The organism is Paracidovorax wautersii, assembly GCF_031453675.1.
Lineage (GTDB): Bacteria > Pseudomonadota > Gammaproteobacteria > Burkholderiales > Burkholderiaceae_C > Paracidovorax.
Window position 1 is genome coordinate 594260 of the sequence record NZ_JAVIZX010000001.1, and the last position, 19250, is coordinate 613509.

Genomic DNA, 19250 nt, shown 5'->3' on the forward strand with positions numbered 1-19250 from the left:
GGGCTCGGGCGCGGCTTCAGGGATGCGGGCGCTCATACGGCTTCACCGGAGCGCAAACGCTGGCGGCGCCCCCTTCCCACGCCCAGCGTGGGACAGGGGCTAAGGCGCGCAGCGCCTCCGGGGCGTTGCGGCATGCTCAGGCCAGGCGCGACAGATCGGCCACGCGGTTCATCGCCACGTGCAGGCTCTTGAGCAGCCCCTGGCGGTTGAGGCGCAGGTCCAGCTGCTCGGCATTGACCATCACGTCGTCGAAGAAGGCGTCCACCGGCGCGCGCAGCACGGCCAGGGTCTGCAGGCTGGCGGTGTAGTCGCCGGCGGCGAACTGCGCATCGGCTTCGGGCACAAAGCGCTGCAGCGCGGCATACAGATCCTGCTCGGCCTTTTCCTGCAGCAGGTCGGGGTTGACGTGCGGGTCCACCGCGCCTTCCACCTCGGCCTTCTTCAGGATGTTGCCCACGCGCTTGTTGGCTGCGGCCAGGGCGGGTGCCTCGGGCAGCTTGGAGAAGGCGCGCACGGCCGCCAGCTGTTTTTGCACCAGCGACAGGCGCTGCGGGCGCAGGGCGATGACGGCGTCCACTTCCTGTGCGCTGTAGCCCTGCTCGCGCAGGCTGCCGGCCAGGCGGTCGTAGATGAAGTCGGCCAGCGCCATGCTCGCATCCTCGATCTTGTCGCCGAAGGCCGGCACCGCGCTGGCCAGCACGGCCTGCAGATCGAGCGGCAATTCCTTCTCGACCAGCATGCGGATCACGCCCAGCGCGTGGCGGCGCAGTGCGAACGGGTCGCGGTCACCCGTGGGCAGGTTGCCGATGCCGAACATGCCGACCAGCGTCTCCAGCTTGTCAGCCAGGGCCACGACCACGCCCACGTTTTCGCGCGGCAGCTCGTCGCCGGCGAAGCGCGGCTTGTAGTGGTCCTCGATGGCGTGGGCCACCTCGTGCGCCAGGCCGTCGTTGGCGGCGTAGTAGCCGCCCATGATGCCCTGCAGCTCGGGGAACTCGCCGACCATGTCGGTCACCAGGTCGGTCTTGGCCAGCAGCGCGGCGGTGTCCACGCAGGACAGCAGATAGTCGCGGGCGATCTCGCCGTCCTGCGAATCCAGCGCGGGGTTCTGCGCACCGATGTTGGCGAAGAGCTGCTCGGCGATGGCGCGGGCGATGGCGCGCACACGCTCCACGCGCTCGCCCTGCGTGCCCAGCTTGTTGTGATAAACCACCTTGCCCAGGGCCTCGACGCGAGAATGCAGCGTCTTCTTGCGGTCCTGGTCGAAGAAGAACTTGGCGTCGGCCAGGCGTGGGCGCACCACGCGCTCGTTGCCGCCGATGACGGCGCTGGCGTCCGAGGGGCTGATGTTGCTCACCACCAGGAACTGGTGCGTCAGCTTGCCCGCGGCATCCAGCAGCGGGAAGTACTTCTGGTTGGCCTTCATGGTGAGGATCAGGCACTCCTGCGGCACGTCGAGGAATTCCTTCTCGAACTCGCAGACCAGCACGTTCGGGCGCTCGACCAGGGCCGTGACCTCGTCCAGCAACGCGTCGTCGTTGATGGGGCGCACGCCGCCGCCCACGCGCTCGGCCGCGGCCTGCAGCTGGCGCGCGATCTCGGCGCGGCGCTCGGTGAAGCTGGCGATCACCGCGCCGTCGTCACGCAGCTGCTGCGCATAGCTGTCGGCGCTGGCGATGACCACCGGGTCCACCGCCGCCTCGAAGCGGTGGCCGTGCGTGGCGTTGCCCGCGGACAGGCCCAGTGCCTTCACGGACAGCAGCACCTCGGTGCCGTGCAGCGCGACCAGGCCATGGGCCGGGCGCACGAACTGCACACTGCTCCAGCCGTCCTGCAGCTGGTAGCGCATGACCTTCGGAATAGGCAGCTTGGCGATGGCCTCGCTGAGCGCCTTCTGCAGGCCCTCGGCCAGCGTGGCGCCCTTGGCGGTGCTCTCGTAGTGCAGCACGTCGGCCTTGCCGTCGTGGATGCGCTGGAGGCCGGCCACGGCCGACGCATCGGCGCCGAGCGCGCCCAGTTTCTTCAGCAGCGCCGGCGTGGCTTGGCCGTCCGCCGTCAGGCCCACGGCCACGGGCATGAGTTTCTGCGACACGGCCTTGTCGGCGGCGGCGGGGGCCACATCGGTGATGTGCGCGGCCAGGCGGCGCGGCGAGGCATAGGCCGTGAGCTGCGAGCCGGCCGCCGTCAGGCCCTGGGCCTTGAGCTGCTCGAACAGCACGCCGGCAAAGGCGTCGCCCAGCTTCTGCAGCGCCTTCGGAGGCAGTTCTTCGACAAACAGTTCGACGAGGAGATTCGGGTAAGTCATCTGTTAGGTACTCCGCGCTGCGCCTCAGGCGGCCTTCTTGTTCTGTTGCTGCTGCTCGGCCTTGGCCAGTTCGGCCAGCACCTCGGTCGCCCAGTCCTTGGGCGCCATGGGGAAGCCCAGGCGGGCCCGGCTGTCCAGGTAGCTCTTGGCCACGGCGCGCGCCAGGTTGCGGATGCGGCCGATGAAGGCGGCACGCTCGGTCACGCTGATGGCGCCGCGCGCATCCAGCAGGTTGAAGCTGTGCGCGGCCTTGAGCACCTGCTCGTAGGCCGGCAGCGCCAGTTGCTGCTCCATCAGGTGCTGGGCCTGCTTTTCATGCGCGTTGAACGCGGTGAAGAGGAAGTCGGCGTCGGAGTGCTCGAAGTTGTAGGTGGACTGCTCCACCTCGTTCTGCTTGTAGACGTCGCCGTAGGAGAGGCCGTCGGTCCAGGTCAGGTTGTAGACGTTGTCCACGCCCTGCAGGTACATGGCCAGGCGCTCCAGGCCGTAGGTGATCTCGCCCGTGGCGGGCTTGCAGTCGATGCCGCCGACCTGCTGGAAGTAGGTGAACTGCGTGACTTCCATGCCGTTCAGCCACACCTCCCAGCCCAGGCCCCAGGCGCCGAGCGTGGGGTTCTCCCAGTCGTCTTCCACGAAGCGGATGTCGTTCTTCTTCAGGTCGAAGCCCAGCGCTTCGAGCGAGCCCAGGTACAGCTCGAGGATGTTGTCCGGCGCGGGCTTCAGGACCACCTGGAACTGGTAGTAGTGCTGCAGGCGGTTGGGGTTCTCGCCGTAGCGGCCGTCCTTGGGCCGGCGGCTGGGCTGCACGTAGGCAGCCTTCCAGGGCTCTGGCCCCAGCGCGCGCAGGAACGTGGCGGTGTGGGACGTGCCCGCGCCCACCTCCATGTCGTACGGCTGGAGCAGCGCGCAGCCCTGGTCTGCCCAGTACGACTGCAGCTTGAGAATGATTTGCTGGAAGGTCAACATGCGTATGTCTGGCATGGCGGGGCCATGCGCGGTGGAGTGAGGGAATGCGCGGGCGCGCATCGCAACCGCCGATTTTACGAGCCGCGCGCGCGGCGCTCTTTGCGTTGGGACGGGCCGGTGGCCGGTCCGCGGTCGCCGGGCCCCGAGACTCCGCTCGGCCGCCACGACGGACTACAAGCAAAAATAGCTGCCAGCGCTTATACAGCAAGCGCAAGCAGCTATTATTTTAATAGCACCAGCAGGCCGCATGGCCTGCCAGCCCAGAGGTTCAGTCTTCCCAGCGGCGCAGCACCAGGCTGGCGTTGGTGCCGCCGAAGCCGAAGCTGTTGGACAGCACCGTCTTCAGGTCGGCGTCGCGCGAGGTGCGCACCACCGGAAGGCCTTCGGCGGCCGGGTCCAGGTTCTCGATGTGGGCCGAACCGGCGATGAAGCCGTCCTGCAGCATGTACAGGCAGTAGATGGCTTCCTGCACGCCCGTCGCGCCCTGCGAATGGCCGGTGAGCGACTTGGTGGACGAGAACGGCGGCACGGCGTCGCCGAACACTTCGCGCAGTGCGCGCAGCTCGGGCAGGTCGCCCACGGGCGTGGACGTGCCGTGCGTGTTCACGTAGTCGATGGGACCGCCGCCGGCCTGCTCGATGGCCTGGCGCATGCAGGCGATGGCGCCGTCGCCCGAGGGCGCGACCATGTCCTCACCGTCCGACGACAGGCCGAAGCCGACGATCTCGGCCAGGATGGTGGCGCCGCGGGCCTGGGCGTGCTCCAGGCTTTCCAGCACCAGCGCGCCGCCGCCGCCGGCGATCACGAAGCCGTCGCGGTCCGCGTCGTACGGGCGCGAGGCCTTCTCGGGCGTGTCGTTGTACTTGGCCGACATGGCGCCCATGCCGTCGAACAGCGTGGCCAGGCCCCAGGACAGCTCCTCGCCGCCGCCCGCGAACATCACGTCCTGCAGGCCGAAGGCGATCTGCTGGGCCGCCACGCCCACGCAGTGCGCGGAGGTGGAACAGGCCGAGGTGATGGAGAAATTGATGCCCTTGATGGCGAACGCCGTCGACAGGTTGGCCGACACGGTCGAGCCCATGCAGCGCGTGACCTGGTAGGGCCCGACGCGGCGGATGCCCTTGCTGCGCAGCGTGTCGGCGGCCTCGATCTGGTTGGCCGGCGAGCCGCCGCCCGAGCCCATGATGAGGCCGGTGCGGGGGTGGGACACCTGCTCCGGCGTCAGCCCCGCCTGGGCGATGGCGTCCTTGAGCGACAGGTACGAATACGCGGCGGCATCGCCCATGAAGCGGCGCAGCTTGCGGTCGATGAGCGCATCCAGGTCGATCTGGGGGATGCCCGCCACCTGGCTGCGCAGGCCGAGTTCCTTGAACTCGGGCATGGCGCGGATGCCGGATTGGCTCTCGCGCAGGGCGGTGACCACCGTCTCCCGGTCATTGCCGATGCACGAGACGATGCCCGCACCCGTGATGACGACGCGCTTCTTGCTGGTCATGCCGATGCTCCCGCTGCGGGTGCTCCGTCCTTCCCGTCTTCTTCACGCTTGAAAAGGCCCACGCGGAGGTCGTTGGCCACGTAGATTTCCTGGCCGTCGGCCAGCAGGCGGGCATCGCCGATCGCCATGACCAGCTTGCGCTTGATCACGCGCTTGATGTCGATCTCGTAGGTGACGAGCTTGACGTTCGGGCCCACTTCACCGGTGAACTTGACCTCGCCCGCGCCCAGCGCCCGGCCGCGGCCCGGCAGCTGCAGCCAGGTCAGGTAGAAGCCGATGAGCTGCCACATGGCGTCCAGGCCCAGGCAACCGGGCATGACGGGGTCGCCCTGGAAATGGCAGGCGAAGAACCACAGGTCGGGCTTGACGTCCAATTCCGCCCGGATCTTCCCCAGTCCATGCGCCCCACCATCGCTGTCGATGTGCGTGATGCGGTCAAACATCAGCATGGGCGGCAGCGGCAGGCGACCGCTGTCAGGAGTGAACAGCCGGCCCTCACCCGAGGCGATCAGTTGTTCATAGGAAAAGGAATCAGCCATTGTCAGTCGTGCTCCAGATCGGCGTCGTGCCACCGTGGTTTGTGTTGGTGCGCAACCGCCAGCAGGTGGTTGCAGCCCCCCATTATCCAGGGTAGTCGCCGCCCGACCGCGCCAAAGGGCCAAGGGAGAGTACCTACAGCTGGCCTGTTACATGATCCGAATCACGTCCGGAGGCGAAACGCCGGACAGGCCGGCAGCGCCCCGCTGCCGCCAGTCTGCCCGGCGTGTGTGACAGAAATCCGCACGGTCCGCTCCATCGCGATGCTCTCTAGCAGCCGCTCCCCAAGAGCAGGCAACGCGTGCGACGCGGATCCGAACGCTCCCCGCCGGCATGCCGATACCGAGGGGCTCTGCCACTGGCGCGGCCCCAAGCGAGCGGCAGCCAAGCAAGGGCCGCCCCGCAGCGAGGGCTGCGTCCCCCTGCCCGTCGTGCGCAGCACGGCGAGAGCGGGGGCTGAGGGCCGCGGCTCCCAGCCTGCCCGCGCAGGCTAGAACGTGCCCGAAGGGCTGCCGGCTCCGACGGCCGCACGGAGGCGCGCAGCGCCTCAGGGGGTGTCGATCAATACTCCCAGAAGATCCGCTGCAGTTCCTTGCTGGTCTGCGCGCGGGTCAGCGCCACGGCCGCCAGGATGCGTGCCTTCTGCGGGTTCAGGTCGTGGGCGACCACCCAGTCGTACTTGTCGTCCGGCTGCTCGGCATTGCGCAGCACGAAGCCGTCGGCCACGCGCGAGGAGCGGATGATCTGCACGCCCTGGCCTCGCAGATCCTGTAGCGCAGGAACAACACGGTCGGCCACCGAACCATTGCCCGTGCCGGCGTGGATCAGCGCCTTGACGCCCGTGCGGCCCACGGCGTCCACCGTGGCGCGCGGCACGTTGCCGTAGCCGTACACGATCTCGACCGGCGCCAGGGCGTCGATCTCGTCGATGTTGAACTCCGACTGGGCCGTGTGGCGCTTGACCGGCGCGCGGAACCAGTAGCTGTTGCCCTCGACCACCATGCCCAGCGGGCCCCACTGGCTGCGGAAGGCCTGGGTCTTGATATTGACGCCCTTGGTCACATCGCGGCCGCTCTGGATCTCGTCACTCATGGTCACCAGGACGCCCTTGCCGGCGGATTGCTTGTTAGCGGCCACGGTCACGGCGCTCAGCAGATTCAGCGCGCCGTCGGCCGAGAGGGCCGTGCCGGGGCGCATGGAGCCGACCACCACGATGGGCTTGTTCGTGCGCACCACCAGGTTCAGGAAGTAGGCGGTTTCTTCCAGCGTATCGGTGCCGTGCGTGATGACGATGCCGTCCACGTCGGGTTGCTTGGCCAGGGCGGACACGCGCTTGCCCAGCGTCAGCAGCTGGGCATTGGTGAAGCTCTCGGACGCGATCTGGAACACCTGCTCCCCGCGCACGTTGGCCACGTTGGCCAGCTCGGGCAGGCCAGCCAGCAGCTTGTCGACGGGCACCTTGGCAGCGGCGTACGAGGCGCTGTTGGCCGCCGTGGCGCCCGCGCCAGCGATAGTGCCGCCGGTGGCCAGCACCACCACCTGGGGCTTGGCGGCGACCACGGCGGCCTGGGCGGCGGGCTGCGCAGCGGGCGCCAGCTGCTGGGCGGGGGCCACGATGGCCCAGATGGCGAAGGCGGCGCCGGCGAGCAGGCGCTTGAGGTTCAGAGGCGAGAACATGTCGATGGACTCCTTTGTTGTAGTGCTGTGTGACCCGCGGCGCGCCCCCTGTCCGGTCCGGTGCGCCGCAGAGCCCGCGCTGCAGTGGCTGCGGCGCGGGTGCCGTATCGTAGAAAGGCGGCATGCGCGCGGTGCGGAATAATCGCCCCCCGGGTGTGAATCCCCCTCATATCCGGGAAAACCCAGGCCGATCGATCCTCCTCCTCCCATGAATCTGCGGCAACTCGAAGTCTTCCAGGCCGTCATGCAGACGGGCAACATGAGCGCCGCCGCGCGGCTCATCAGCATCACGCCCTCGGCCGTCAGCAAGACCATCGCCCACGCCGAGCTGCAGCTGGGCTACCCGCTTTTCAGCCGCACCCGCCATGCCCTGGTGCCCACGCCCGAGGCGCAGGCGCTGTTCGCGGCCTCCAGCCAGATCCACCGCCAGCTCGACGAGCTGCGCCGCACCGCCCTGAACCTGCGCCAGCCCGAGGACGGCCTGGTGCGCCTGGCAGCCATCCCGTCGGTCACGCACGAATTCCTGCCCGCCGTGCTGGAGCTGCACGCCCGCCGCGCGCCACGCGTGCAGGTGGAAGTGCGGACGCTGCACCAGGACCAGATGGCGCAGGCGCTGCTGACGCGGGCCGTGGACTGTGCGCTGGGCTTCTACGCCCACCCACACCCGCAGGTCCACAGCCGCATGCTGGTGAGCGGGCCGCTGTGCATCGCCGTCACGCGCGAGATCTGGCTGCGGGCCGTGCGCGTGAACCGGTCCGATCCGCTGAGCTTCCTCGCCAACACGCCGATGATTCCGCTGCTGGGGGACGACCCGATGCGGCCGTACATGGCCGAGATCGCGCGCACGCTCGGCGTCCACACCGAGCTGTCGATCCAGGTGCAGACCTCGCGCCTGGCGCTGGAGCTGGTCAAGCGCGGACTGGGATGGACGGTGATCGACTTCCTCACGGCCAGCAACCTCGACCCGGCCACCATGGCGGCCGTGCCGCTGCCGGACCTGCCGCCGATCCCGCTGTACGCCTACCACGCCACGCAGCGCCCGCCCGACCGGCATGCCGCCGGCCTGCTCGATCTGCTACCCGGCCTGCTCAGCCACGCCATGGGGCCGCCGCGCGCGCAGGCAGCGCCGGGCGCGGCGCACTGACGGAAGTCTGCTTCTTTTTTCCGGGCGACCGCCGGCCCTGCGCCGGGCGCGGTCCTAGCGGCGGCGGCGCAGCAGCACCGCCAGCACGGCGATCGCACCGCCCAGCGCCCACAGCGGCCACAGCGCAAAGCGCGACACCCACCAGGCGAACGGCGTGACGTCGCCGCCCCGGCCCTCCACCTCGGCCAGCAACACGGCGCGCGTGTGGGACGGCAGGCGGTGGGTGACCACACCCCGGTGGTCGATGACGGCCGTGGCACCGGTGTTGGTGGCGCGCACCATGGGGCGCTCGAACTCCAGCGCGCGCATGCGGCTGATGGCCAGGTGCTGGTCGATCGCCACGCTGTCGCCGAACCAGCCGATGTTGCTGAAGTTGACCAGCACGGTGGGCGCCCGGGCCGCATCGGCGAAGTGCGCGCCGATCTCTTCCCCGAACAGATCCTCGTAGCAGATGTTGGGCGCGATGCGCTGGCCCCGCCAGTCGAACGCCGGCTGGCCGAGCGCGCCGCGGTTGAAGTCGCCCAGCGGAATGTTCATCATCTCCGTGAACCAGCGGAAGAACGGCGGAATGAATTCGCCGAACGGCACGAGATGGTGCTTGTCGTAGCGATAGGCCGCCGGCTGCCCGGGCGCCAGGCCGATCACCGAGTTGGTGTAGCCCAGGTCGCGGTTGCCCAGCGGAATGCCCACCAGCGCGGCCTGCCCGTTCTGGGCGTAGCGGGCGGCGATGTCCTGCAGGTACGCGGGCGGCAACTGCTCCGGCATCAGCGGAATGGCCGTCTCCGGCGCCACCACCAGCGCGGCCCCTGCCGCCTTCAGTTGCTCCGCATACCACTGCAGCGCCACGGGGACGCCGCTGCCGGGCTGGAACTTCTCGTCCTGCGGGATGTTGCCCTGAAGCAGCGCCAGGGACAGCGGCGCGGGCCGCGCCATGGGCGTATGGCACAGCTCCACCGCACAGTGGCGGTCGGCCGCCAGGCCGGTCCACGCCAGCACGGCCAGCGCGGCGGCCACGCCCGTGCGCGGACGGCGCAGGTCGCTGGCGCGCCACTGGGCAGCGGTGGCGGCCAGCACGGCAGCCACGCAGCCGATGCCGTACACGCCTACCCAGCGGGCCAGCACGGCCAGGGGCCCGTCGACATGCGCATAGCCGCCGGCGCCCCACGGGAAGCCCGTCCACCACACGCCGCGCGCCAGTTCGGCCAGCAACCACAATCCCGCAAAAATGATAGCTGCCAGCGCCCGATTGGCGGGCGCTAGAGCCCTGAAACACCCCAATGCCACGGCATAGTAACTGCCCAGAAAGGCGGCCAGCCCCAGCACCGCCGCCACGGCCAGCGGCGCCGCCAGCCCGCCATAGGTGTGCATCGAAATGAACAGCCACCAGAACGTGCCGGAGAGCCAGGCCGTGGAGAACACCCAGCCCAGCGCCGCTGCCCGGCGCGCACTGGGAGCGGCCAGCGCCAGGCGCACCAGCAACGCCAGCGACAGCAGTTGCAGCCACCACAGGGGCTGCCCGTTCCAGGGCCAGGCGATGGAGGCGGCCTGCGCCAGCCCGGCGACCAGGGCCAGGGGCCAGGCGGCTGCGCCGGCCACGCCGAGTGCGGGCGCCCGGCCCGCCAGAGAGGGTGCGGCGCGCATCAGGCCTGCGGCCCGGTCTCGTCCGCCACCGCGGGCGACACCTTGAACCAGCGCACCGCGCCGCCCTTGGTGTGCAGCACCACGAACTGCAGCCCGCCCAGCACCACCTGCTCGCCCTTGCGCGGCAGGCGGCCCAGTTCGTGGGCGATGAGCCCGCCGATGGTGTCGAAGGTCTCTTCCGGATCGCTGCCGGCGATGGTCACGCCAAAAGCCTCGGCCACGCGCTCCACGGGCGTGTCGCCGCTCACGCGGTAGGTGCGGTCGGCCAGGCCGAAGATGTCGCCTTCGTCCTCGGGGATGTCGAACTCGTCCTCGATCTCGCCGACGATCTCTTCCAGCACGTCCTCGATGGTCACCAGGCCGGCCACGCGGCCGAACTCGTCGATCACCACGGCCATGTGGCTGCGCGCGCTGCGGAACTCGCGCAGCAGGTCGTTCAGCCCCTTGCTCTCGGGCACGAACAGCACCGGACGCAGCAGCGCACGGATGTTCAGCTCGGGCGCGCGCTGCAGCTTGAGCAGGTCCTTGGCCAGCAGGATGCCGATGATGTTCTCGCGCTCGCCCTGATAGACCGGGAAGCGCGAATGCGCGGTGTCGATGACCTGGTGCAGCATCTGGTCGAACGGCGCGTCGATGTCCAGCAGGTCCATGCGCGTGGCGGCCACCATGACGTCGCTGGCCGTCATCTCGGCCATGCGCAGCACGCGCTCGAGCATGACCCGCGCGTCGGCATTGATGACTTCGTTGGTTTCAGCCTCCGCCAGCGTGGCGATCAGCTCTGCGGTCGAGTCCGGGCCCGGATGGATGAACTCGATGAGCCGCTGCAGGAAGGTGCGCTTGTCTTCCTTGTCGGAAGGGCGTCCCGGATGGGGATCGGACACGGTCTTGGAATGCAGGACGTGCGGTCGTTGGACAAGCCGCAAGGATAGCGGATGAATTTCGGGCCGGCATGACGGACAACGCCGACCCCGGGCGCGCAACCCGCCAGCGGGCCGCCCGGGCCTACTCGGCGGAGCGGTGCCGCCCGTCCTGGACGCCGCGGCGCACTTCCTGCACGCCGGCCAGCAGGCTCCAGAGCTGGCGCGCCTGCTTCTTGAGCTGGTAGTCCACTTCGCCGAAGTGCTGCACCACGATCTCGGCCATGCGCGTGTCCAGGCTGGCGGGCGGCAGCTGCAGGTAGGCCTCGGCCTCCGAGCCGTCGCGGCGCACGGTGGCTCCGGCATTGCGCGCGATCTTCAGCATGGCCGTGTTCTCGGACAGCGCGTGGATGAACAGCGTGCTGACGCCAGCGGTGCGGGCGTGCATGACGGCGCGCTCGAACAGCCGCGCCCCGAAGCGCCGGCCGCGCAGATGGCGCAGCACCGACACGCCGAACTCGGCGCTGCCCTGCGGGCCCGGGCCGGTGGCAAAGGCCAGGTGCGCCATGGCGACGATTTCCAGACGTCGGTTGAAGATGCCGTAGACCTCGTCGCGCGCGAAGTCGATCTGCTCGACGTAGCGGGCAACCTGCTCGTCGCTGGCGGTGTAGCCGAAGCGCAGGTAGCGGTCGCCCGGCTCCAGCCGCATCAGATGGGCGACGATGCGCGCGCGGTGCTGGGGACCCAAAGACCGGATGGGCACCATGACCGGGGTCCGGGTGGACCGGTGCGGGCCGGCGCCCGAGGGGCGCAGCAGGTCGCGCCCGGCATCCCAGGAAGCGCGAAGCCAATCTTTGGTTGGAAGCATGATGCCGTGATTTTAGGGTTTTCCCCTAGAAACACAGCAACCTCTTGTTGCATAGCACCCGGCCGGCAGGGCCATTCCGAGCCGTTTTGGCCGCAAGCCTAACTACCACCAGCGCAGCACGCTACCTTTTCAGGAGTGCCGGAAACCCGAAGCCCCCGTCATACCGGCACGGCCGTGGTGGCCTTGACGCGGTCGAGCACGAAGCTGGTCTTGCAATCCTGCACGCTGGGGTGCTTGAGCAAGGTGTCCATGATGAAGCGGCTGTAGTGCGCCATGTCGGCCACCACCACGCGCAACAGGTAGTCCATTTCGCCCGTCAGGGCCGCGCACTCTACCACCTCGGGCCAGGTCTGCACGCTGGCGCGGAACAGGTCCATGGGGTTGCGCTTGTGGCTCTCGGTGTGCTTTTCCAGGCGCACGTTCAGGTAGGCGGTCAGCCCCAGGCCCACGGCCTCGGGCTGCACCAGGGCCACGTAGCGGTCGATGACGCCAGTCTCTTCGAGCCGCTTGGCGCGCCGCAGCACGGCGCTGGGCGACAGCCCGACCTGCTCGCCGATGACGTCGTAGGTTTCGCGGCCGTTGTCCTGCAGGCGCCGCAGGATGGCCCGGTCGAGTTTGTCGAGTGCGCTGGGAGTGGATCCGCTCATGGCTGCGGATTCTAGGAATCGGGCGGCTGGCGTGCACCCGCATCTTCCCTAACGCGAAGGAGGTGCGCCACGCTTTGACGTGACGCAGTTTTCCTGCAAACAGCAGCCGGTCGCCCCCTGCATTTGCCGTAAACATGCCCGACGCCGCGCCTACAGTGCAAGCACAGGCCACCCACGGCCCGCAACGGAGACAACGCATGAACGCAGCCCTGCCCCAGACCGCCCTTCAGGACACCGCCGCATGGGAGAACCCCATGGGAACCGACGGGTTCGAATTCATCGAATACGCTGCGCCGGACCCGGTCGCCATGGGCAAGGTCTTCGAAGGCATGGGGTTCAGGCCCGTGGCGCGCCACCGCCACAAGAACGTCACCCTGTACCGCCAGGGCGAGATCAACTTCATCATCAACGCCGAGCCCGACAGCTTCGCGCAGCGCTTTGCCCGCCTGCATGGCCCGAGCGTCTGCGCCATCGCCTTCCGCGTGCACGACGCCAAGGCCGCGTACGAGCGCGCCCTGGGCCTGGGTGCCTGGGGCTATGCCGGCCAGGCTGGCCCGGGCGAACTGAACATTCCCGCCATCAAGGGCATCGGCGACAGCCTGATCTACCTGGTGGACCGCTGGCGCGGCAAGAACGGCGCCAAGCCGGGCGACATCGGCAACATCGGCTTCTTCGACGTCGACTTCGAGCCGCTGCCGGGCGTGAGCGCCGAGGAGGCCCTGCACCCCAAGGGCCACGGCCTGACCTACATCGATCACCTGACGCACAACGTGCACCGCGGCCGCATGGCCGAATGGGCGGGCTTCTACGAGCGGCTGTTCAACTTCCGCGAGATCAAGTACTTCGACATCGAAGGCCAGGTCACGGGCGTCAAGAGCAAGGCTATGACCAGCCCCTGCGGCAAGATCCGCATCCCGATCAACGAGGAAGGCAAGGAGAAGGCCGGCCAGATCCAGGAGTACCTGGACATGTACAACGGCGAGGGCATCCAGCATATCGCCATGGGCTCGGACGACCTCTACGCCACGGTGGACGCCTTGCGCGCCTCGGGCGTGCGCCTGCTGGACACCATCGACACGTACTACGAACTGGTGGACAAGCGCATTCCCGGCCACGGCGAACCCCTGGCCGAACTGCACCGGCGCAAGATCCTGGTCGACGGCAAGAAGGACGCCATCCTGCTGCAGATCTTCAGCGAGAACCAGCTGGGCCCGATCTTCTTCGAGTTCATCCAGCGCAAGGGCGACGACGGCTTCGGCAACGGCAACTTCAAGGCCCTGTTCGAGAGCATCGAGCTGGACCAGATGCGCCGCGGCGTTTTGTAAACGGGTATCGGACCGGCTTGCGCAGTAGTTTTTGCGATGCTGCGTCGCAATATGAAATTTCTATACTGAGCCCCTTTCAAAAAGACTCGGGAGATTTCAAATGTTGCGTGGCAGTTACTGGATGGCGGGGTGGATTCTGTGCTTGGCGCTCGGGGCGCAGGCCCAGACGCCTTCTCCGCCCCTGACCATCGTGGTGCCCTACCCTGCGGGCGGGCCGCTGGACAAGTCCGCGCACATCCTGGCCACGGCCGCGCAGGGCAAGCTCGGGGCCATCAAGGTCGACAACAAGCCGGGCGCCGGCGGCAACGTGGGCGCCGACCTGGTGGCCAAGGCCCCGGCCGGCGGCAACCTGCTGCTGATGGGCGCGGTGGCCACCCATGCGGTCAACCCCTGGCTGTACAAGAGCTTCCCGTACGACCCGATCAAGGACTTCACGCCCATCGCGCTGGTGGCCCGCACGCCCAACGTGCTGGTCATGAGCGCGGACCAGGCCAAGGCGCTGAACATCCACACCACGGCGGACCTGGTGAAATATCTCAAGGCCCATCCGGACCAGCTCAAGTACGGCTCGGGCGGCAACGGCAGCATCGGCCACATCGCCGGCGAGATGTTCAAGTCGCTCACCAACACGCGCATGCCGCACACGCCCTTCCAGGGCGCAGGCCCGGCGCTGAAGGCGCTTCAGGAAGGCGGCGTGAGCGTGGTGTTCGACAACCTGGCCTCGTCGCTACCGCTGATCCAGTCGGGCAAGCTCAAGGCGCTGGGCGTGACCTCGCTCAGCAACGATGGTGCGCTGCCCGGCGTGCCCAGCATCAACAGCGAGGTGCCCGGCTTCAATGTGTCGACCTGGTTCGGGCTGTTCGCCCCGGCTTCGCTGCCGGCCGATGCGGCGCAGAAGTACGCTGCCGCGTTCTCGGCGGCCATGGGCTCGCCCACGGTCAAGGATCAGTTCAAGAAGATGGGGTTGGACCCCGAAGAACTCACGCTGGGCGGCTTTGGCGCCTTCGTGAAGTCGGAGCACGGCAAATACGGCTTCCTGATCAAGGCAGCCAAGATCAAGATCGACTGACGCCGCACGCGCTTCGGCAGGCCCGCCAGCCGCACCGCGGCGGGGCCACGTAGACGGACGGCGTCTTGGATTCCACACACAAGGAGACAAGCACCATGGGCCAGCCCCCCGTCGTCTACGGACAATCCAGCCGCCCACCGCGCGGCGACTACGCGCGCGCCAGCGCCGACTACACCTGCGCGCAGGACTACGCCGCCTACACCGAGGCCGACCACGACACCTACCGCCGCCTGTACGAGCGCCAGACGGCACTGCTGCCCGGGCTGGCCAGCGATGCGTTCATCCAGGCCCTGCCCTCGCTGGGCGCGCGCGACCGCATTCCGCGCTTCGACGAGATCAACGAGCGCCTGCTGCGAGCCACCGGCTGGGAGATCGTGGGCGTGCCCGGGCTGATTCCCGAGGTGCCCTTCTTCTCGCTGCTGGCGAACCGCAAGTTCCCGGTGACGGACTGGATCCGCAAGCCCGAGGAGTTCGACTACATCGTCGAGCCCGACATCTTCCACGACCTCTTCGGCCACGTGCCGCTGCTGTTCAACCCGGTGTTCGCCGACTACGTGCAGCGCTACGGCCAGGGCGGTCTGAAGGCGCATGCACTGGGCGCCTGCGAAATGCTGAGCCGCCTGTACTGGTACACCATCGAGTTCGGCCTGATCCGCCAGGACGACGGCCTGCGGGCGTACGGCGCCGGCATCCTCAGCTCTTCGGGCGAGCTGGAGTACGCGGTGCGCAGCCCCGAGCCCCAGCGCCTGCCGCTGCAGCTCGAGCGCACCATGCGCACGCGCTACAAGATCGACACCTACCAGCAGACCTATTTCGTGATCGACAGCTTCAAGCAGCTGTTCGACATGACCGCGCCCGACTTCGCGCCGGTGTATGAGCGGCTGCAGCGCCTGCCGGAATTTGCGGCCGACGCGCGCGAGGCGGTCGCCGCCTGACAGGGCGCGGGCCGCCGGCCCGACCCATTAGGTCGCACGCCGCCTATCCTCTTCGCGCAGGATCTCGTCCAGGCAGGCCTGCACCACGGGTGGGTGGAAGGCCATCTGCACATGGGCCACGCCCTCGACGAAGCGGTTGTCGGCGCCCGGCAGCGTGGCCACCTGCGCCGGGAAGACGATGTTGTCGCAGTTGGAGTACCAGCAGACGAAGCGCGCGCTGCGCCCGGGCGGCTCGCTGCCGCTCAGCGCGCCAATCCAGTCACCGTCCAGCGCCATCTGCTGGCCGTTGACCGCGCGGCTGAAACGCCCAGCCCAGGTGCCGCGGTGCGGCGTGCCCAGGGTGACGACGCGGTGCACGCGGTCGTCGGCCTGGCAGGTGCGCAGCCATGCCCGGGCGGCCAGGCCGCCCATGCTGTGGCCGATGACGACGGGCGGGCGGCCCGTGGCCTCGGCCACGCGGCGCACGGCCGCATCGATGGCCGGTGCGTAGTCGTCGATCGAGCCGAAGGGCGGCTCCAGCGTGACCGCCACGTAGGCATGGCCGCGGGCGCGCAGCAGCGGCAGCCAGGGCGTCCAGAAGCCGCGGTTGCACAGAAAGCCGTGCAGCAGCACCACGCCGCGCGGGCCGGGTGCGGCGGGGTCAGCGCGCGCAGGCAGCCAGTCGGGGATCGCTGCGGCGCGGAACGGCTGCCACCAGCCGAACACCACCGTCGCCCAGCGCGTCTCGGCCCACCAGGCGCGCACCACCTGCGCTACACGGGGGCGTGGCACCGGGTCGTGCCGGTTGGCGCGCGCCATCAGCACGAACTGCAGGCCCATCAGGGCGCGGAACAGCAGCAGCGCCGCCACCAGCCCGCCCACGGCCCGCCACGGGGAGGCCGGCCATTGCCAGGCCAGCCAGGCCGCCGCAAGGGCCAGGTTCGTGAACACCATCCAGCGCTGCCAGCCTGCATTCGTCAAGATCACCGCCCCTTTCCAGCCCGTGCACCGGGCCGCGGCCGCATCATGGCATGGGCTGGCATTGCTATCATTTAAATAGCTTATTGCGCTTTATCCATGAGCGCCAGAGGCCGATTTCATTCAACATCAATACACATCGCGCCGGTAGCGGCCTTCGGCGATCAGGTCGTCGAGCGCGTCGGCGCCCAGCAGCTCGGCCAGGGCCGCATCCACTCCCGCCGCCATGCCGGCCAGGCTGCCGCACACATAGAGCGTGGCGCCCTCCGCCACCCAGGCGCGCAGCAGGTCGCCCTGCTCGCGCAGCGCGTCCTGCACGTAGCGGCGCTCGGCCTGGTCGCGCGAGTAGACGAAGTCCGCCCGCTCCAGCTGGCCGGCCGCCAGCCAGCGCGCGGCCTCACGGGTGCAGAAGGCGTCGTGGGCCTGCTGGCGCTCACCGAACAGCAGCCAGTTGCGGTGCTGCCCGGCCTGGATGCGCGCCAGCAGGTGGCCGCGTAGGCCCGCATAGCCCGAGCCGTTGCCGATGAAGACCGCCGGCGCGTGGCCCGGCGCCGGTGCGAAAGCCATGTTCTCCACCAGCCGCAGCGCGACGGGCGTGCCCAGGGGCGCGTGCGCCGTGAGCCAGCCCGAGGCCAGGCCCAGCCCCGCGTCGTGGCGCACCTGGCGCACCAGCAGGCCCACATGCCCCTCTCTGGGCAGCGAAGCGACGGAGTAGCTGCGTGGCGCCAGCGGCTGCAGCGCGTCGGCCAGGGCCTGGGCCGGGGCGCCGTCGGGCACGCTGCCGAGCAGGGGCGCGATGCTGCGGGCCAGCGCGTCACGCAGGGCCAGCGCCTGCCCGTTCCAGCGCACGGGTTCATCGCCCGCGTGACCGTGGCGCTGCAGCAGCGCATCGACCGTGGCCGCGGCCTGCTGCGGCAGCACCTCGACCAGGGCGCCGGGCTGCCAGGCGGCGGCCGCCAGCGCAGCGCTGCCGGGCGGCGGCGTGAGCTGCAGCCAGAACAGCGGCGCGCCCTGGCTGCCGGCATTGCAGTGCTGGCGCGCGGCCAGTGTCCAGGGGGTGAAGGGCACGGCAGCGGCGGCCGGCCCGGGTGCGCCGCCGGCTAGCGTGGCCGCCAGCGCAGGCGCGCCCAGGTGACCGGCCAGCGCAGACTGCCAGGCGGCCCAGGCGCCGGCGTCTTCGCCGTCCAGCTCGATCAGCGGAAACAGCGGCTGCGCGCCCAGGCGGCGCAGCTGGTGGTCCAGCGCATGGCCGAAGCCGCAGAACGCGGCGTACTGCCGGTCGCCCAAGGCCAGCAGGCCGTAATGCAGCCCGGGCAAGGCGGCGCCGGCCGCCGTGCCCAGCGCGCGGGCGAAGCGGCGCGCGGCGTCCGGCGGCTCGCCTTCGCCGAAGGTGCTGGCGATGAACAGCACCCGCCGGTGGTGGCGCAGGCCTTCGGCATCCAGCTGCGCCACCGGGGCCAGCGTGGCGGGCAGCCCCGCAGCGCGCAGCGCCGCCACGGTGCGCACCGCCAGGCGCTCGGCCCTGCCGGCCTGGCTGGCGAAGGCGACCAGCACGGTGTCCTCGCCCGCTCCTTGCGGGACGCCATCCTGCGCGGTGCCGGTGACGCCTTCGGCCGCCAGGGCGGCGCGCTCCCGGCGCACGGCGCGGGCCTTGCGGCGGCGGTCCAGGTACAGCATCCAGCCGGTAATGGCGAAGAGCGGCATGGCCAGCGAGGCCAGTGCCATGAAGATGCGGCCCGGCAAACCGAAGTACGAGCCCAGGTGCAGCGGGTAGATGGCAGCCAGCGCGCGGCGGCCGGCGGGCAGGTCGCCGAAGCGCTCGTCCAGGCGCACGGTGCCGTCCGCCAGCAGGTTCATGCGGTGGCGGGCGTTCTCGTGCGGGGCGGCGGCGTCCCGCCAGAAGACCTGCACGGCCTGGCTGGCGCGCTCGGGCAGGCGGAACTGGACCGACTGCCAGCCGGCGGCGCGGGCGGCGAAGGCCGTCCACACCGGGGCGATGTCACCCGCCGCGGCGCCCGGCGATGGGATTTGCCCGGCCGCCGTTCGGTCGGCGGCCGGCGTGGCGGGCGCCGCGCTGCGCGGCGGCACCCCGGCCAGCCGGTCCACCGGGCCGCGCACGGCATCGAAGGCCCAGTACAGGCCGGTGAGCGAGAACACCACATAGGCCACCAGGGCCCAGGTGCCGATGACCGAATGCAGCCCCCACAGGAAGGAACGCCCCTGCAGGCGCGTGTCGAACGTGAACCAGTTACGCAGCGACAGCGGCCGGCGCGGCCAGCGCAGGTACAGGCCCGACAACGACAGCACGAGCAGCCCCGCGGCCAGGGTGCCGGTGATCTGTTTGCCATCGTCGCGCGGCAGCAGCAGCCAGCGGTGCAGGCGCAGCGCCCAATCGAAGAACTCCGCCCCGCGCCGCTCGGGCAGGCGCGCGCCGGTGTACGGGTCCAGCATCAGCGGCGGCCCCCGGCGCTCGCCGGCGGCGGGGAACAGGGTCACCGGCACGGCCGCGCCGGGCTCGGCCGACACGGTGATGCGCTGGATGGTGCGCCCCTCGCCCTGCGCGCGCAGGGCCTCGACCAGCTGCGGCAGCGCCAGGGCGGGCTGGTTGCGCACCGGCACGGCGGCGGTGCCGGGGTTGATGAAGTCCAGGATCTCGTCCTGAAAGGCATAGGCCGCACCGGACAGGCCGATGACGATCAGCACCGTGCCGGCCGTGATGCCGATGAACCAGTGCAGCTGGAACCAGAGATTCTTGAAGGACAGCATGAGGGGCCGCCAGGCTGGGCGGACTGCACGAAACGGGAAGAGAAGGGAAGACGTCGGGTGG

The 19250-nt window shown here is 69.7% G+C and carries 15 protein-coding genes; 4 read left to right on the forward strand and 11 right to left on the reverse strand.

Annotated elements, in window-relative coordinates; translation table 11 throughout:
• Window positions 1–136: 136 nt before the first annotated feature.
• From glyS to QE399_RS02780, 5 genes are all read right to left on the reverse strand, one after another.
• Window positions 137–2305 (reverse strand): glycine--tRNA ligase subunit beta, encoded by a 2169-nt coding sequence (glyS, locus tag QE399_RS02760; RefSeq protein WP_309825899.1) that lies wholly within the window; start codon window positions 2303–2305, stop codon window positions 137–139.
• A 24-nt stretch (window positions 2306–2329) separates the two neighbouring features.
• Window positions 2330–3271, reverse strand: coding sequence for a glycine--tRNA ligase subunit alpha (gene glyQ, locus QE399_RS02765; protein ID WP_309825901.1), 942 nt, complete (start codon window positions 3269–3271; stop codon window positions 2330–2332).
• 268 nt (window positions 3272–3539) lie between these two features.
• Window positions 3540–4766 (reverse strand): beta-ketoacyl-ACP synthase I, encoded by a 1227-nt coding sequence (fabB, locus tag QE399_RS02770; RefSeq protein ID WP_309825903.1) that lies wholly within the window; start codon window positions 4764–4766, stop codon window positions 3540–3542.
• On the reverse strand, window positions 4763–5305 hold the full coding sequence (gene fabA / locus QE399_RS02775) for a 3-hydroxyacyl-[acyl-carrier-protein] dehydratase FabA (RefSeq protein ID WP_309825904.1): 543 nt from the start codon (window positions 5303–5305) through the stop codon (window positions 4763–4765). Before fabA ends, fabB begins: the two co-directional genes overlap by 4 nt.
• Before the next feature lie 559 nt (window positions 5306–5864).
• Window positions 5865–6980: a type II asparaginase gene (locus QE399_RS02780; protein WP_309825906.1), complete on the reverse strand. Its 1116-nt coding sequence runs from the start codon at window positions 6978–6980 to the stop codon at window positions 5865–5867.
• A 208-nt stretch (window positions 6981–7188) separates the two neighbouring features.
• Here QE399_RS02780 and QE399_RS02785 point away from each other — a divergent pair, with 208 nt between their 5' ends.
• Window positions 7189–8124: a LysR family transcriptional regulator gene (locus tag QE399_RS02785; RefSeq protein WP_309825908.1), complete on the forward strand. Its 936-nt coding sequence runs from the start codon at window positions 7189–7191 to the stop codon at window positions 8122–8124.
• 54 nt (window positions 8125–8178) lie between these two features.
• Here QE399_RS02785 and lnt read toward each other — a convergent pair whose 3' ends face one another.
• The 4 genes from lnt to QE399_RS02805 all read right to left on the reverse strand — a co-directional run bounded on the left by lnt (window position 8179) and on the right by QE399_RS02805 (window position 12137).
• Window positions 8179–9765 carry an apolipoprotein N-acyltransferase gene (gene lnt, locus QE399_RS02790; protein WP_309825910.1) on the reverse strand — a complete coding sequence of 529 codons (1587 nt, stop codon included), beginning with the start codon at window positions 9763–9765 and terminating at the stop codon, window positions 8179–8181.
• Entirely contained in the window at window positions 9765–10646 is an 882-nt protein-coding gene (locus tag QE399_RS02795) for an HlyC/CorC family transporter (protein WP_309825911.1), read from the reverse strand. The genes lnt and QE399_RS02795 overlap by 1 nt, the downstream gene beginning before the upstream one ends.
• Before the next feature lie 121 nt (window positions 10647–10767).
• Window positions 10768–11490: a GNAT family N-acetyltransferase gene (locus tag QE399_RS02800; protein WP_309825912.1), complete on the reverse strand. Its 723-nt coding sequence runs from the start codon at window positions 11488–11490 to the stop codon at window positions 10768–10770.
• Window positions 11491–11648: 158 nt separating this feature from the next.
• The gene (locus QE399_RS02805; RefSeq protein ID WP_309825914.1) at window positions 11649–12137 is read right to left on the reverse strand and encodes an Lrp/AsnC family transcriptional regulator; all 489 of its coding nucleotides are present in this window, start codon (window positions 12135–12137) and stop codon (window positions 11649–11651) included.
• Between the two features lie 197 nt (window positions 12138–12334).
• On the opposite strand from QE399_RS02805, the gene hppD reads away from it, so the two are divergent.
• From hppD to phhA, 3 genes are all read left to right on the forward strand, one after another.
• Window positions 12335–13462, forward strand: coding sequence for a 4-hydroxyphenylpyruvate dioxygenase (gene hppD / locus QE399_RS02810; protein WP_309825917.1), 1128 nt, complete (start codon window positions 12335–12337; stop codon window positions 13460–13462).
• Window positions 13463–13562: 100 nt separating this feature from the next.
• A complete protein-coding gene (locus tag QE399_RS02815) occupies window positions 13563–14531 on the forward strand; it encodes a Bug family tripartite tricarboxylate transporter substrate binding protein (RefSeq protein WP_309825919.1) in 969 nt (322 codons plus the stop codon).
• A gap of 95 nt (window positions 14532–14626) precedes the next feature.
• Window positions 14627–15466 (forward strand): phenylalanine 4-monooxygenase, encoded by an 840-nt coding sequence (gene phhA / locus QE399_RS02820; RefSeq protein WP_309825921.1) that lies wholly within the window; start codon window positions 14627–14629, stop codon window positions 15464–15466.
• 27 nt (window positions 15467–15493) lie between these two features.
• Here phhA and QE399_RS02825 read toward each other — a convergent pair whose 3' ends face one another.
• The gene (locus tag QE399_RS02825) at window positions 15494–16426 is read right to left on the reverse strand and encodes an esterase/lipase family protein (RefSeq protein WP_309831906.1); all 933 of its coding nucleotides are present in this window, start codon (window positions 16424–16426) and stop codon (window positions 15494–15496) included.
• A gap of 126 nt (window positions 16427–16552) precedes the next feature.
• Window positions 16553–19189 (reverse strand): PepSY domain-containing protein, encoded by a 2637-nt coding sequence (locus QE399_RS02830; RefSeq protein ID WP_309825923.1) that lies wholly within the window; start codon window positions 19187–19189, stop codon window positions 16553–16555.
• Window positions 19190–19250 lie beyond the last annotated feature (61 nt).